Below are 14,617 nucleotides of genomic sequence, written 5' to 3' on the forward strand. Positions count from 1 at the left end.
TTTCGGCGCGGTCGGAGTCAGTCGAGGATGCCCTCGTGCAGGGCGCGCAGCACCGCGTTCGTCCGGTCCCGGGCGCCGAGCTTGGTCAGGATCATGGAGACATGGTTCTTGACCGTACCCTCGGCCAGGAAGAGCGCACCGGCGATCTCCCGGTTGCTGTAACCGTGCGCGACCAGCCGCAGCACCTCCCGTTCGCGCTCGGTGAGGCTCTGCGCGGTGGGCGCGTCCGGGCCGGCCGGTGAGGGATCCGAACGGATCGCCCGCAGCATCCGATCGGTGATCGACGGGGCGATGAGCGTGCCACCGTCGGCGAGCGTGTGGATCGCCCGGGTCAGCTGCCCCAGGGTCACGTCCTTGAGCAGGTAGCCGCGCGCCCCCGCGCGGAGGGCACCGAGCACCAGCGCGTCGTCGTCGAACGTGGTCAGCACCAGCACCGGGATGTCGATGTCGGCGGCCTTGAGCTGTTCGATGGTCCAGATGCCGTCGAAGCGGGGCATCCGCAGATCCAGCAGGATCACGTCGGGCATGGTCTGCGCGATCACCGGCAGCGCGGCCCGGCCGTCGGCGGCCTCACCGACGACGTCGATCTCGGCGACCTCCAGCAGCCCACGGATGCCCTGCCGGACGAGGGTCTGGTCGTCCACGACCACCACCCGGATCATGACGTGGGCACCCGTGCGGTCACCCGGAAGCCCGCCGAGCCGTCGACGACCACCTCGCCGCCGAGCGCCTCGAAGCGTTCCCGCAGCCCCCGCAGCCCGTTGCCGAACGTCGGCCGACGCGCGCCGCGCCCGTCGTCGTGCGCGTCGAGCACCGCGGCACCGTCGTCACCGGTCACCGAGATCCGCAGCCGCTGCGCCTCGGCGTGCCGGATGGTGTTGGTGATGATCTCCTGTGCCGCGCGGACGAACGCCGCCGCGCGCTCCTCGTCCACCTGCACGTCGGCCGACACGTCGATCGACACGTCGAGGCCGGGCAGGTCGCGCGCCATCCGCCGGAGCGCCTGGCCGAGATCGACGGTCTCCGTACGCAACTGTCCGACCGTGGCCCGGACGTCGCCGAGCAGGTCCCGGGCGACACGATCGGCCCGCTCCACGTGCTCCCGCGCCGCAGCACCGTCGCGATGCCGGGCGGTCTCCAACTCCAGGGTCAACACGGTCAACTGGTGGCCGATCAGGTCGTGCAGCTCCCGGGAGATCCGCAGACGTTCCTCGGTCCGCGCCGATTCCTCCAGGCGCAGACCGGCGGCCTTCAGCTCGACGTGTGCGGCGGCCAGCTCACGACGCATCCGCTGTTCGCGCAGCAGGGTCATCGAGCTGAGCAGCGAGGCCAGCTGGATGAGCAGGTAGAACCCGACGATCAGGGTCAACTCCGCCGGCGTACGGGTGGTCGGCACCGCGACGAGGATGATCACCGCCGTGTTGAGGCCGACCACGGTCAGCCCGACGGACAGCGGCACCACGTAGACGCTCACCGCGGCGGTGAGGACCAGCAGCACGGGCAGCAACCCCAGGTGTTGCGCGGTGAGCACCAACGTCCAGGCGGCGACGACGGCCACCCCGTACGCCACGTACCGCGACCGGCCCTGCTCGGGCGCGGCCATCGCGGTGAACAGCGCCGCCAGCAGCAGCACGAACAGGGCGAGCCACCAGCCCCGCCCGATCATCAGCTCGACCGCGCCGAACAGGCCGGGGGCGGCGACGGCCACCGCCACCACGAGCATCGCCAGACCGGACCACTCCTCGGTGCCGACACGTCGCATGTCCCCACCCTAGGTGGGGTTCGTCCCTGGTAACCGGTGCCGGAAGTCATGGTCGCCGGTGATGACTTCCGGCACACGACACCGTCCCGGCGACGCTCGTAGCGTCGGAGCATGACCAGTTCCGAGCCGGCCGTCCTCGCCGAGAACCTCGCCAAGAGCTACCGCCACGTCCAGGCGGTGGCGCAGGTGAGCCTGCGGGTCGCGCCCGGCGAGACCATGGGCATCCTCGGCACCAACGGCGCCGGCAAGACCACGACCATCGAGATGATCGCCGGCCTCCGGGTGCCCGACCGGGGACGGGTACGCGTCCTCGGCCTCGACCCCCGTCGCGACCGCGCCCGACTGCGGCAGGTGCTCGGCGTACAACTCCAGGACGCCTACCTGCACCACGCGCTGCGCGTCAGCGAACTGGTCGAGCTGTACCGCAGCTTCTATCCCGACCCACGCCCCGCCGACGAACTGCTGGAACTTGTCGACCTGACCCGGCAGCGCCGGACCATCTTCGAGAAGCTCTCCGGTGGGCAGAAGCAGCGGCTCTCCATCGCCCTCGCGCTGGTCGGGCGGCCACGGGTCGCGATCCTCGACGAGCTGACCACCGGCCTGGACCCGGCGGCCCGGCGACGCATGTGGAGCGCCATCGAGCAGCTCAAGTCCGAGGCAGTCACCGTCCTGCTGGTCAGCCACGCGATGGAGGAGGTCGAACGGCTCTGCGACCGGGTCGCCGTCCTCGACGCCGGCCGGGTCGTCGCGGTCGACACGCCCGCCGGTCTGCGTACCCGGGCCGGCACCGACACCCTCGACGACGCGTTCGTCACGTTGACCGGCAAGGACCTCGAGGAGGCGACATGACCACCGCGATCACGCCCCACCGGCCGGGGGTACGCGCCCTGCTCGTCCTGGTCGGCTGCGAGGCCAGGATGGTCGTACGGGACACCGCCGGGCTGGTCGTCCCGCTGGGCCTGCCGCTGCTGATCCTGCTGACCAGCGCCGGTTCCGCCGGCAACCAGGTCGTGGCCGACGGGCGTACGGCCTTGGAGGTGTACGTCCTTCCGCTGGTGGTCACCATGGTCGTGGCGATGATCGGCATCATCAACATGCCAAGCTTCCTGGCCTACTATCGGCGCTCGGGCATCCTGCGGCGGCTGGCGGTCACCCCGCTCTCGCCGGCCCTGGTGCTGGCCGCCCAGGCGATCGTGAGCGTCGCGCAGACGCTCGTCGGCATCACGGTGGCCGCCGGGGTGGCGGTGCTGGTGTTCGACGCCCGCCCGCCGGCCGACGTCGCGGTGGCGCTCGGCGTGCTGGCGCTCACCATGGCGGCGATGTACGCCATCGGCATGCTGGTCGCGGCGGTCGCACCGACACCGAATTCGGCCGTGGCCCTCGGCCTGGTCGCGTTCTTCCTCCTCGGCACCCTCGGCGGCATGTTCGGTGGCCGGCAGGCATTGCCCGATCCGCTCGCCGACCTCGGCGGCTGGCTGCCCTTCGGCGCCGCCGTGGACGCCATCTCGTCCGCCTGGACCGGCGCGGCCGTCGACGCCACTGCCCTGCTCGGTCTCGGCGCGACAGTCCTCCTCGGCACCCTGGTAGCCGCCCTCCTGTTCCGCTGGGAATAACCCCGACGAACTCCGCGCGCGAGGGTGAGGATTCACGCTCGATCCGGGATCGAGTGGCCAACCATCGCACGAAAGCCACTCGATCCCGCATCGAGCACGATCATGGGCTGGGCGGTACAGCGGCACGAGCACGGCGGGGTCTAGGCGGTGAGGCTCGCCAAACGCTGCATGGCAGGGTGGTAGTGCCCGTGCCGCAGATCCTCGGTGACCTTCGCCAGCACCTGAGTCTTCCCCATGCCCGTCATGGTGCAAGATCGGGCGGTCGCTTCGAAAGCCGATTCGGAAGGCGAGATCGACCGATGGAGATCAGGGAGATCACACCCGGCGGGAACGAGTCCCTGGCTCGGGCGCTGCTGGCGGTGCAGCATGCGGCGTACGCGGTGGAGGCGGCGATCATCGGCGACGACCGGATCCCGCCGCTGCACGAGACGCTCGACGAGGTGCGTGCCGCGCCGCTGAGGTGGCTCGGCGCCTTCCAGGAGGACCGGCTGGTCGGGGCGATCGGCTGGTCGGAGGACGAGTCGGTGGTGGACATCGATCGGCTCGTCGTCGACCCGGGGGCGCATCGGCGAGGCGTCGGCAGGGCGTTGGTGGGCGGGGTTCTCGCCTCGGCCGGTCACCGTCGAGTCGTCGTGGCGACGGGACGGGACAACCGGCCCGCCAGGGGGTTGTACGAGGGTCTCGGGTTCGTGCGGACCGGCGAGGTGGAGGTCGTCCCCGGTCTCTGGATCACGCAGTACGCCCACCCTCCGACGGCACAGTCGGCGAAGGACGGCGCATCCGACCGGGCCGATCGCAGCGGGCCGCCGGACTGGGACGAGGCCCTCGCACCACGGCAGCGGGCGCTGCTGCGACGGTGGCTTCCGGGGGCGACTGTCGTGCGGGACCACAGCTGGGGTCTGGTGGCGACGAGCGTGATCGAGGTGGTCTGCGCGGGGTCACGGTTCATCGTCAAGGCCGGTGGTGCCGACGACCGCCACATCGAGCGGGAACTGTACGCCCACCGCCACTGGTTGCGGCCCTGGACCGACCGGGGTCGCGCGCCGGTGCTGGTGCACGGCAGCGCGGAGGACCAGCTCCTCGTCACCCGCTACCTGCCCGGGGTGCTGGTGCTCGGCACCGGGCATGCCGATCAGCCCGACACGTACCGGCAGGCGGGCGAGTTGCTGGCGCTGCTGCACGCCCAGAGCGCTGTCGTCGACGACGACTACGAGCGACGGGAGAACGAACGGTCACTGGCCTGGCTCGACCGGCCGCACCGGATCGCCGCGAGCACTGTCGCGCGGCTGCGCGCCGAGATCGCCGACTGGCCGACCCCGCCGGCGACCCTCGTGCCCACCCACGGTGACTGGCAGCCCCGCAACTGGCTCGTGCACGACGGCATCGTGAGCATCATCGACTTCGGCCGGGCGGCGCTGCGTCCCGCGCTCAGCGACTTCGCCCGGCTGGCGGTGCAGGACTTCCGTCGCGATCCGCGCCTGGAAACGGCCTTCCTGGACGGGTACGGCATCGACCCGCGCGAGGCCGGTGCGTGGTACCGCACCCAGGTCCGCGCGGCGATCGGCACCGCGGCCTGGGCCCACCAGGTGGGTGACGAGTCGTTCGAAGCCCAGGGTCATCGGATGCTCGCCGAGGTGTTGGCGGCGACGTAGGGGTGCGTCGGTCGCCGTCGGGCGTGCGCTAGAGCGGGAATCGGCCGCGCCGCCACTGCCAGTGGTGGCCGGCGGCCAGGTGGTCGATGATCGCGCGTTGCAGCACGGTACGGCGGGGCAACGCGTCCAGTGGCGTGCTCAGGGTACGGAACACGAACCGCAGGACTTCGACGTCGGCGTCCAGCCCTTCGGGCTGCTCGTAGGGCTCCAGCTCGAACCGGCGCTGGAACCGGATGATGTTGGAGTCCTCGGGCAGGTACTCCGCCAGCTGCGGATCGAGCAGCCACGAGCCGCAGGCGAACGCGGTGTAGTGCTCGTCGGGGAAGTGGCGTGGGAAGAACGCCCGCGCCTGGTCCAGCGACGCGTCGATCGCCTCGGGGCTCAGCGGCCCGGAGTCCGGGATGTGCAGGTCGATGGTGGCGCCGGCGCGGTGGTGCTGCAACCGGCCCAGCTCGTACAGGCTGCCGCGGGTGTGCAGCGTCAGCCAGCTCTGCATGACCGGCCAGCCCTCGCCGCGCATCCGCCGGTCGATCGCCAGGTTCCGGCCGAGATCCGCGAGGGTCGTCCAGGAGACCGCGTCGGGGATACCGTGGTCGCGGTGGTACGCCATGGTGACGTCGAGAAGGGCCAGGTACGCGTACACGTAGAGGTGCCGCCAGGCGGGACCTCGGTCCCGGGGCAACTCCGGACCGGGCGGCAGCCAGCCGTAGCCCCCGAGATCGGCGCGGACCAGCGCGATCGAGCGGTCGAGCAGCCACCGCAGCTCCGGCGTCCACTGCGGTGAGCCGGGGTCGGGCCAGCCCGCGATGATCTCGGCGGCGTCGTCGGGCGGAACCGCGAGCCGGGCGAGGATCTCCGGTGCGTCGGATGCGGCGGGCAGCGGCGCCGACGGGTGGTCACCGGCGAGCCGGTGCACCCGCTCGACCTCCTCGACGGGCACGGCGAGTCGGGCGGCGGTGTCGACAGGGTCCACCCGGCCGACCCTACCGACCGGCGATCCGGAGCAGAAGGCGACAGATGCCCGGCGGGCCGCCGGGCATCTGCCATCTCATCGGTGTGGACTCACTGGATCGGCGTCGCCGCGGCCACCGCCTGGGCGGTGCGGATGCTCTGCAGCGCCAGTTCGACCGCGGGCAGTCCCTCCACGTACTCCTTGTCGGCCAGCTTCTTCGACCAGAGCACCAACTGGTCCCGCATCACGTCGGTGCGCTGGTAGGTGAGGTACTCCAGGCAGTACGCGACGGGGTCGAGGGTGGTCTGCAGGTTGCAGCCGAGTCGGGACTCGCCGGTCAAGGGCGACGTCTCGATCGCGGCTTCCGGCTTCAGCGTGCACGGGAACGCGTTGTCGGCACAGTAGTTCGACCGCGCGTGCTCGTACGGGCCGGTGACCATGTTCGTACCGTCCATGTCCGACGGCGTGCGGTACCTGCCCACCAGGTTGCTGCTGATCCGTTCGTCCTGCTGCAGGGCGGTGCCGAAGCCGAGCTTGATGTACGACGTCATCAACCGCGCCTGCTTGGTCAGCTGCTGGTTCAAGTGGTAAAGGGTTTCCTCCGGCTTGGTCGGGTTGGGGTTGCTCAACTCCCGGCTGACCCGGGTGTAGTAGTCCGCGGCCTGCTGGTGCAGCCAGTTGGTCGACCGTACGCGGGCCTCTTCGATGTTGTCGACGTCGCTGGCGGACTGCTGGAACTGCGCCTTGTAGGTGGAGTCCCACCTGGCGATGTCCTGAGACGCCTGGCGGCAGGCGCCGGGCGTGCCGTCCACGTGCACCCGGCAGACCTCGCCCAGCGGGAAGACCTTCGTCCACTCCCGCACCACCCGCCAGGTGCCGTCCCACTTCTGCCGCACCCGCATGCTGAACTGGAGGTCGGCGGTGGTGATCTCCCACCGGCCGGAGGTGCGGGTGTCCACGTTGATCCAGCCCGACTCGTGGCAGAGCTGGACCGGCGAGTCGGCCCGGCCGTACTGCGCCACCCAGAGCGCCTGCGGCAGGTCGATGTAGCTGACCTGACTCGGTCGGCTCAGGGCCACTCCGCCGGCCGTGCAGGACGGCACGGTGGCCGGGTCAGCCGTCGGCTTCTGGCCGGCCGGCACGTCCTGCTTCGGGCCCGCGAACGGGTTGTGCTGGCCCGCACCGCGGATCTCGTCGCGGATCACGGCGGCCCGCTTCGACATCTCCCACGCCGTCACCCGGTACTGCATGATGGCGTTGCGCATGAGGTCGTTCAGGTGGCCGTAGGGTGCGACCGGGTCCTTCTTCGCCCGGCTCAGGTCCCGCGCCGCCTCCTGGATCTGGTTGCCGGCCGCGAGCAGCCGGTCGGACTGCTCACTGTCGGTACGGGCACCATGCTCCGGATTCTGCGCCAGCAGCATCTGGTACCCGGTGGCCGCCAGCAGCCACGCTTCCGCGTCGACCGGGTTGTGCACCTCGTTGCTGCCCGAGCCGAGCCCGTTGCCCTTGCCGTAGTGGTGCAGGTAGCCGATGGAACCGTAGGTGCCGTACATGTTCAAGGCCTGATTCGAGTCGGTCGCGGTGAACGGCGCGATGAATCGACTGTCGCGCGCCACCTCGGTGGCGTCGAACACGAGGTCCTCGGCGAGGTCGCTGTAGTTGACGCTGGTGTCGGAGTACGGCAGCGGCCGCCCGGTCCGGGCCTCGTACCCAACGCCCCGGTTGATCCGGCGTTTGATGTCGCTCACCGCCGCCGTCTTCTGGTTGGCGAAGATGGCGCTGCCCCACATGTCGACCTGCTCGGTCAGCTTGGCGAGCCGCTCGTTGATCTGGATGAGCTGGGCGTTCGTGGCGTTCTGCAGCTCGATGACCACCCCGAACTGTTCCAACATGTCGGCGTAGATGGTGCCGAGGCCGCGCTCGATCCGGTCGAAGCGGTCGTTCATGTTGGTCCGCAGATCGGCCACGTCCTGCCGCAGCGCCCGCAGTTGGTCGAGGATCTGCTCCTCCGGGCTCAGACCCCCGGCGAAGATCGGCAGCAGTGCCGAGATCGCCCCCAGCACGTTGCCGGTCAGCGCAAGGGTGCTCATCGAGGTCAGCGCCGCACCGAGCCCGAGGCCCGCAACGGTCGGCAGGTACTGGTTGATGGCCGTGGCGATCTGGCTGGCCGCTCGGCCCACCGCGGCGACCGTCTGCCCGGCCCGCGGGTCGACGAAGCCGGCGAGCAGCGCGAGCACCTCCACCGCGCCGGCCGCCCCGTTGATCCACTGTTGGGCGGCGTTGGCCTGCTGCACCGCGGCCCGGCGGTCCTGTGCGGTGGGCTGCGCGGCGTCGTTGGCCAGCGGGAAACGCTCCAGCAGCTCGCGCAACGCCTCGTTGTAGCCGTCCACCCGGCCGCCGATGGCGCCCAGCAGGTCTTCGAGCTGGGCCATCGTGTCGGCCAGCCACTGCTGGTTGTTCTGCTGGTTGTCGAGGATCGCGTTGACGTTCAGCCAGGTCGCCAGGTACGGGTCGGCGGCGAGGCTGTCGATGGTCGCAGCGCCGTCCACGTTGTACTGCACCCCGAAGGTGGCGTTCCACGCCTCACGGAAGGTGCTGTCGGCGAGCGAGAGGTTCGCCACCCCGTGCCAGATCCAGTTCTGCACCTCGTACGCCTGCTGGAACCAGGAGTGCTGGAACTGCGCGGCGGTGATCTGATCCACCATCGCGCCGTAGTTGCGCAGTTGGGTGCCGACGGTCGACTCCATCAGCTCCCGCATGATCGGCGCGGCGACCGTGCCGCCGGGCGCCATCGCGCTCAGCTCCAGCAGCTTGAGCACGAACTGGTACGCCGGACGCTCCAGGTCGTCGGCGGTCAGCCGGCTGTTGTAGAAGTTCCGCCGGATGACGGAGTGTTCGATGATCTGCTGTCGGGTGGCCTGCGGATGCAACTGGCGGTAGGCGATCATCTCCGCGCTGAGCATCATGTCCTTGAAGCCGTCCGCGCCGTTGATCCGGGCCCGCATGTGCATGGTGAACAGGGCTCGGCGCAGGCTCGCCTCGTCGACCGAGACGGACGTGGTGTCGTTGGCGGAGGCCGATGGCGCGACGACGATGCTTGACGCCGCCATTGCCGCTGCGGCCACGAGCGCGGTCAGGGTCCACAGACCGCGGGTACGCCACCAGCGGTGTCGACCGCCCCGGCGCGGGCCGACCGGTAGGTCCGCCCTGGATGCCACCGCGCCACCGGTGGCGTTGAGTTGGCTGTGCACGTTCTACCCTCATCATCCTCGGCCGTCTGGCCGTCGACGCAGCTTGACCGGCGCCAGTGGGAAGACAGTGGGAACTCAATGGGAGGCGGCGCCGCCACCGCCTGCGGCCGGGACACCGAGCCGGCTGGCCAGCACCACCATCAGCTCGAATCGGGCGCTCGGGTCGTCCAACTGGTCGCCGTACAGCTCGCGCAGGCGCTTGAGCCGGTAGCTGACCGTCTGCGGGTGCACGAACAACTCGGCGGAGACCTCGGCCCGTGAACCCCAGTGCCGCAGCCAGCTGTGCAGGGTGGACAGCAGGTTCTCGCGCTGCGCGGGGCGCAGGTCGGCCAGCGGGGCGAGGCGGCGGGCGGTGAGCACCGCCAGGGCGCCGGTCTCGCCGCGCAGCGCCAGCGCGACCAGGTGATCGTCGACGAAGATCGGGCCCGGGTCGGGCCCGAGCAGCCCGGCGGCCAGCTCGGCGAGCCGGACCGCCGCCGGCACCTGGGGCCAGGCCAGTGCCGGTCCCACCACGGCCCACCGCCCGGCCAGCGCCTCGGTCAGCGCGGCCTGGGTGGCGCGCGGGCCGGCCCGCAGCAGCAGCACCGCGTCCCGGCCACGCTCGACCACCAGACCGTCCGGGCCGTACCGGAACCGCACGTCGCGGGCCTGGTCCAGCGGCAGCAGCACCGGTAGCACGGCGTCGAGGTCGGGCCAGCCGATCCGGGCCGCCGCCGCGCCGACCGCGCTGGGCATGCCGTCGCCGCGCAGCAGCAGCTCGGCGAGGTGCCGGCGGCGGTCGCCCTCGCCGGCCTGCTCGCGCAGTTGCAGGGCGTACCCGTCGGTGCTCGCCGCGGCCAGTTCGTCGACGTACGCGGTGACCGCGTCGGAGAGGTCGATCAGCTCCTCGGTGCCGACCGGACGCAGCCGGGCCAGCGACTGCGACGCGGTACGCAGCAGTTGCCGTCCCGCCATCCGCAGCGCGGCGAGCAGTGCTTCCGGTCCGCGTTCCTCCCGTGCCTCGGCGGCACCGAGGGCGACGAAGACCTCCCGGAAGGGGCCCGGCAGCGCCGGTTCGTCGGTGCCGACCAGGTCGAGGAAGCGGTCGAGCGCGACCTGGACGGCGTGCCGCACGTCCCGGGCGAACTTGTCGTCGGCGATCCCGGCGAAGGCCGGCGTGGCCTCGGTGACCGCGACCGCCACGGCGTCGACAGTCACCGGCAGGTGCGGGCGCATGGCGGTGGCCAGGTCGGCGGAGAGGCGTCGCCAGGCAGGCGCGGACCCGGGCACGGTCACCCGGCGATTTTGTCACGGCAGGATAAAAACGCCGGGGATTGTCGCTGCCGGCGGGACGGTGTTTCGACACGCGGTCCGGGTGACCATGGACGCCACCACCGACCCGACCGAGGAGAGTGCCGTGCAGCATCGCCGGTCCCGCCAGCACGTGGTCGACATGTGCCGCACCATGCTCGCCCGTGGCTACCTCAAGGCCACCGAGGGCAACGTGTCGGTGCGGGTGCCCGGTCACCGGCTGTACGCGGTCACCCCGAGCAACTACGACTACGACCGGATGCGGGTCGAGGACATCTGCATCGTCGACTTCGACGGCAAGCACGTGCCCGACGACTCCGGCGTCGACCTCAAGCCCTCCATCGAGTGCGGGATGCACGCCAACATCTACCGGGAACGCCCGGACGTCAACGCGGTCGTGCACACCCACCAGCCGTACGCCTCGGCGCTGGCGTTCCTGCGCAAGCCGATCCCGGCGCTCACCGACGAGCAGGTACGGTTCCTCGGCCGCGAGGTGGCCATCATCGACTACGCCCCGTCGGGCACCTCGTTCCTGGCCCGCAACGTGCAGAAGAAGGTGGCCAGCGGGGACAACGCGTTCATCATCGCCAACCACGGGGTGGTGGCGGTGGGCACCGACCCGGACCGGGCGGTGTTCAACATGGCGCTGCTGGAGAAGGTCTCCATCGCGTACCTGCTGGCGTTGACCAGCGAGGCGGGGAAGGTGCACACCATCCCGACGGCGATCCGGGAGATCGCCTTCGGCAAGTTGCGGGCCGACGAGAAGCGCATCGCCGCGCAGATCACCGAGGCGGTCGAGCCGCTGCGGGTGCCGGCCGACGAGGCCCTGCCCAGCGCGGACGCGGTCACCGCGCAGACCACGGACGAGGCGTCGGGGGCCGAGCCCGCCCCGCTCGGGTACGCGATCAGCGCGTACCCGGACGTCGACGACGTGATGCGTCGACTCAAGGCGCTGACCGCCCAGCCGGTACGCGGGCTGCGCCACGACGCGCTGCTCGACGTGCTGAACTACTTCGACACCAAGTGCCGGGCCAGCAAGGAGATCACCGACCGGGCCAAGCGGCGCATCCCCGGCGGGGTGCAGCACAACCTGGCCTTCAACTACCCGTTCCCGCTCGCGATCGAGAAGGCCGAGGGGGCGTACCTGGTCGACCGGGACGGCAACACCTACATCGACTTTCTCCAGGCCGGTGGTCCGACGATCCTGGGCAGCAACTACGGCCCGGTCAACGAACGGGTCGCCGAGGTGGTCCGTGAGTGCGGTCCGGTGACCGGCCTGTTCCACGAGTACGAACTCAAACTCGCCGAGATCATCCACCGGTACATGCCGCACATCCAGATGTACCGCTCCCTCGGCTCCGGCACCGAGGCGGTGATGGCGGCGGTACGCGGCGCGCGGGCCTTCACCGGCAAGAAGATGGTGATCAAGGTCGGTGGGGCGTACCACGGCTGGTCCGACACGATGGTCTACGGCCTGCGGGTGCCCGGCACGTACCGGATGAACGCCAAGGGCATCCCCTTCGGCGCCACCGCCCGCACCCGCGAGGCGTTCCCGCACGACCTCGGACAGCTCAGACGCAAGCTGATCGAGAACCGGCTGCGCGGCGGTACGGCGGCGGTGGTGGTCGAGCCGGTCGGCCCGGAATCCGGCACCCGGCCCGCGCCACGGGACTTCAACGCCAAGGTCCGCGAGTTGTGCGACGAGTTCGGCGCGCTGCTGATCTTCGACGAGGTGGTCACCGGCTTCCGGCTCGGCCTGGGCGGCGCGGCCGGCTACTTCGGGGTCACCCCGGATCTGACCGTGCTGGGCAAGGCGGTCTCCGGCGGCTACCCGATGGCCGGCGGGGTCGGTGGGCGCGCCGACGTGATGGCGGTCTTCGGTTCCGGGTTGGACGGCAAGAGCGGGGCGCACATCCAGGTCGGCGGGACCCTGTCGGCCAACCCGCTGTCCTGCGCGGCCGGCTACTTCGCCATCGAGGAGATGGCCCGGACCGGAGCGCCGGTGATCGCCGGGCGGGCCGGTGACCGGCTGACCCGGGGACTGCAACGGCTGATCGACTCGTACGGGCTGCCGTACGTCGCGTACAACCAGGGTTCGATCGTGCACCTGGAGTGCAGCGGCGTGATGCTGCTGGACATGCGCAACCCGGTCAAGCTGCTCAAGGAGAACAAGGCCCGCAAGCGGCTGATGGAGCAGATGGGTGCGGCGTACACCGCGCACGGCATCATCACCCTGGCCGGTTCCCGGATGTACACCTCGATGGCCGACACCGACGCCGTCATCGACGACGCCCTGGGCCGCTTCGATCAGGTCTTCGCCCTCGTCGAGGGGGTCTGAGCCGGTGGCCGCCACCGCACCCCAGGTCTTCGCAATCGACCTGGGCACCTCGGCGTTGAAGGCCGCCCTGGTCGCCGCCGACGGCACCGTCACCGGCTGGGCCGAGCGGTCCCTGCCGCTGCGGGTGCTGCCCGGCGGCGGCGCCGAGCAGGACCCGGCGACCTGGTGGGCGGCGCTCGGCGCGGTCGCCGCCGACCTGGGCCGCGCCCATCCCGACCAGATGCGGGCGGTGGCCACCGTCTGCGCCTCCACCCAGGGCGAGGGCACCATCGCCGTGGACGCCGCCGGGGAGCCGCTGACGCCGTGCATCTCCTGGCTGGACATGCGGGGCGCACCGCACCTGCGTCGACAGTTCCGCGGCTTCCCCGCGTACCAGGGGATGTCGGTGCGCCGCATCGCGCGGTGGCTGCGGCTCACCGGCGGCATGCCCTCGCCGACCGGCAAGGACCCGGCCGCCCACATGCTGTTCGTCCGCGACGAACTGCCGCAGGTGTACGCCCGCACCGCCGCCTTCCTCAACGTGCTCGACTGGATCAACCTGCGGCTCACCGGACGGACGGTCGCCACCGTCGACTCGATCCTCACCTCCTGGGTCACCGACAACCGCCGCCCAGGAGACATCCGCTACTCCCCCGCGCTGGTCGCCGACTGCGGCATCGACGCCGACAAGTTGCCGCCGATCGTCGCCTGCACCGAGGTGCTCGGCCCGCTGACCCCGGCCGCCGCCGCGCACCTGGGGCTGCCCGAGTCGGTGCAGGTGGTGGCCGGGGCGATCGACACCACGGCGGCGGCGATCGGGGCCGGCACCACCGGCGACCGCCAGGCCCACCTCTATCTGGGCACCTCGTCGTGGATCGCCGCGCACGTGCCGGGCAAGAAGACCGACGTGCTGGCCGGCATCGCCTCGGTGCCCTGCGCGATCGGCGACCGCTACCTGATGACCGCGCTCCAGGCCACCGCCGGGGCCAACCTCACCTGGCTGCGCGACAAGATCGTCGAGTACGACGATCCGCTGCTCGGCGCCGGTCACGTCAGCCGCGACGAGGGCTCCATCTTCGACGCCTTCGACATGATCATCCCGACGGTGCCGGCGGGCGCGAACGGCGTGCTCTACACCCCCTGGCTGTACGGCGAACGAGCCCCGGTCGACGACGCGAACCTGCGCGCCGGATTCTTCAACATCTCGCTGGACACCAACCGTTCCGACCTGCTGCGGGCGGTCTTCGAGGGGGTGGCCCTCAACACCCGCTGGCTGGCCTCGGCGGTCGACCGGTTCCTCGGCACGCCGGTCACCTCGCTGGCCATCACCGGTGGCGGGGCGTTGTCGGACTCGTGGTGCCAGATCTTCGCCGACGTGCTGGGCGTGCAGATCCGCCGCGATGCCCAGCCGCTGGCGGTCAACGCCCGGGGTGCCGGCTGGATCGGTGCGGTCGGCGCCGGGCGGCTCGACTTCGCCGGCATTCCCGAGCTGATGCGTACCGACCGGGTCTTCACCCCGACGCCGCAGCACCGGGCCACCTATGACGAGATCTTCGCCGTCTACCGGGATCTGCATCAGCGGCTGGCCCCGGTGTACCGCCGGCTGAACCGCCCCCGCTGACGCAGACCGGTCCGCTGGCCCTCTCATCGACTGGGATCACCGCCGGGTCGCCGATTCCGGAAGTTCCGGCATCCATCGATGATGGCGTTTGTCTGCCGTGGATGCGACGCTAGGACGCCGACGCCGGCCACCGACAGGAGGGTACGTGGAGACGACACG

The 14,617-nt window shown here is 71.0% G+C and carries 10 protein-coding genes; 5 read left to right on the plus strand and 5 right to left on the minus strand.

Annotated features, from left to right (window positions below):
- Positions 1-17 precede the first annotated feature (17 nt).
- Positions 18-662 (minus strand): response regulator, encoded by a 645-nt coding sequence (locus JMF97_RS10765; RefSeq protein WP_203221410.1) that lies wholly within the window; start codon positions 660-662, stop codon positions 18-20.
- Entirely contained in the window at positions 659-1,762 is a 1,104-nt protein-coding gene (locus tag JMF97_RS10770) for a sensor histidine kinase (RefSeq protein ID WP_203221411.1), read from the minus strand. The genes JMF97_RS10765 and JMF97_RS10770 overlap by 4 nt, the downstream gene beginning before the upstream one ends.
- A gap of 111 nt (positions 1,763-1,873) precedes the next feature.
- Between JMF97_RS10770 and JMF97_RS10775 the strand changes: the two genes are divergently transcribed.
- The 3 genes from JMF97_RS10775 (at position 1,874) to JMF97_RS10785 (ending at position 5,027) form a co-directional block, all read left to right on the plus strand.
- Positions 1,874-2,611: an ABC transporter ATP-binding protein gene (locus tag JMF97_RS10775; protein WP_203221412.1), complete on the plus strand. Its 738-nt coding sequence runs from the start codon at positions 1,874-1,876 to the stop codon at positions 2,609-2,611.
- Complete coding sequence (locus JMF97_RS10780) at positions 2,608-3,375, plus strand: ABC transporter permease (protein ID WP_203221413.1); 768 nt, start codon at positions 2,608-2,610, stop codon at positions 3,373-3,375. The genes JMF97_RS10775 and JMF97_RS10780 overlap by 4 nt, the downstream gene beginning before the upstream one ends.
- Positions 3,376-3,674: 299 nt before the next feature.
- Complete coding sequence (locus JMF97_RS10785; protein WP_203221414.1) at positions 3,675-5,027, plus strand: GNAT family N-acetyltransferase; 1,353 nt, start codon at positions 3,675-3,677, stop codon at positions 5,025-5,027.
- A gap of 28 nt (positions 5,028-5,055) precedes the next feature.
- On the opposite strand, the gene JMF97_RS10790 is transcribed toward JMF97_RS10785, so the two are convergent.
- The 3 genes from JMF97_RS10790 to JMF97_RS10800 all read right to left on the minus strand — a co-directional run bounded on the left by JMF97_RS10790 (position 5,056) and on the right by JMF97_RS10800 (position 10,505).
- A complete protein-coding gene (locus JMF97_RS10790) occupies positions 5,056-6,000 on the minus strand; it encodes an acyltransferase domain-containing protein (protein ID WP_203221415.1) in 945 nt (314 codons plus the stop codon).
- A gap of 89 nt (positions 6,001-6,089) precedes the next feature.
- Positions 6,090-9,230, minus strand: a complete 3,141-nt coding sequence (locus tag JMF97_RS10795) for a hypothetical protein (protein ID WP_203221416.1) — start codon at positions 9,228-9,230, stop codon at positions 6,090-6,092.
- 75 nt (positions 9,231-9,305) lie between these two features.
- On the minus strand, positions 9,306-10,505 hold the full coding sequence (locus tag JMF97_RS10800) for a PucR family transcriptional regulator (protein WP_203221417.1): 1,200 nt from the start codon (positions 10,503-10,505) through the stop codon (positions 9,306-9,308).
- A gap of 58 nt (positions 10,506-10,563) precedes the next feature.
- Here JMF97_RS10800 and JMF97_RS10805 point away from each other — a divergent pair, with 58 nt between their 5' ends.
- Together JMF97_RS10805 and JMF97_RS10810 are read left to right on the plus strand one after the other, a co-directional pair.
- Positions 10,564-12,858, plus strand: a complete 2,295-nt coding sequence (locus JMF97_RS10805; RefSeq protein WP_307816866.1) for an aminotransferase class III-fold pyridoxal phosphate-dependent enzyme — start codon at positions 10,564-10,566, stop codon at positions 12,856-12,858.
- Positions 12,859-12,862: 4 nt separating this feature from the next.
- Positions 12,863-14,458, plus strand: a complete 1,596-nt coding sequence (locus JMF97_RS10810; protein WP_203221418.1) for a xylulokinase — start codon at positions 12,863-12,865, stop codon at positions 14,456-14,458.
- Positions 14,459-14,617: the final 159 nt, after the last annotated feature.

Source organism: Micromonospora fiedleri (assembly GCF_016774385.1).
GTDB lineage: Bacteria > Actinomycetota > Actinomycetes > Mycobacteriales > Micromonosporaceae > Micromonospora > Micromonospora gifhornensis.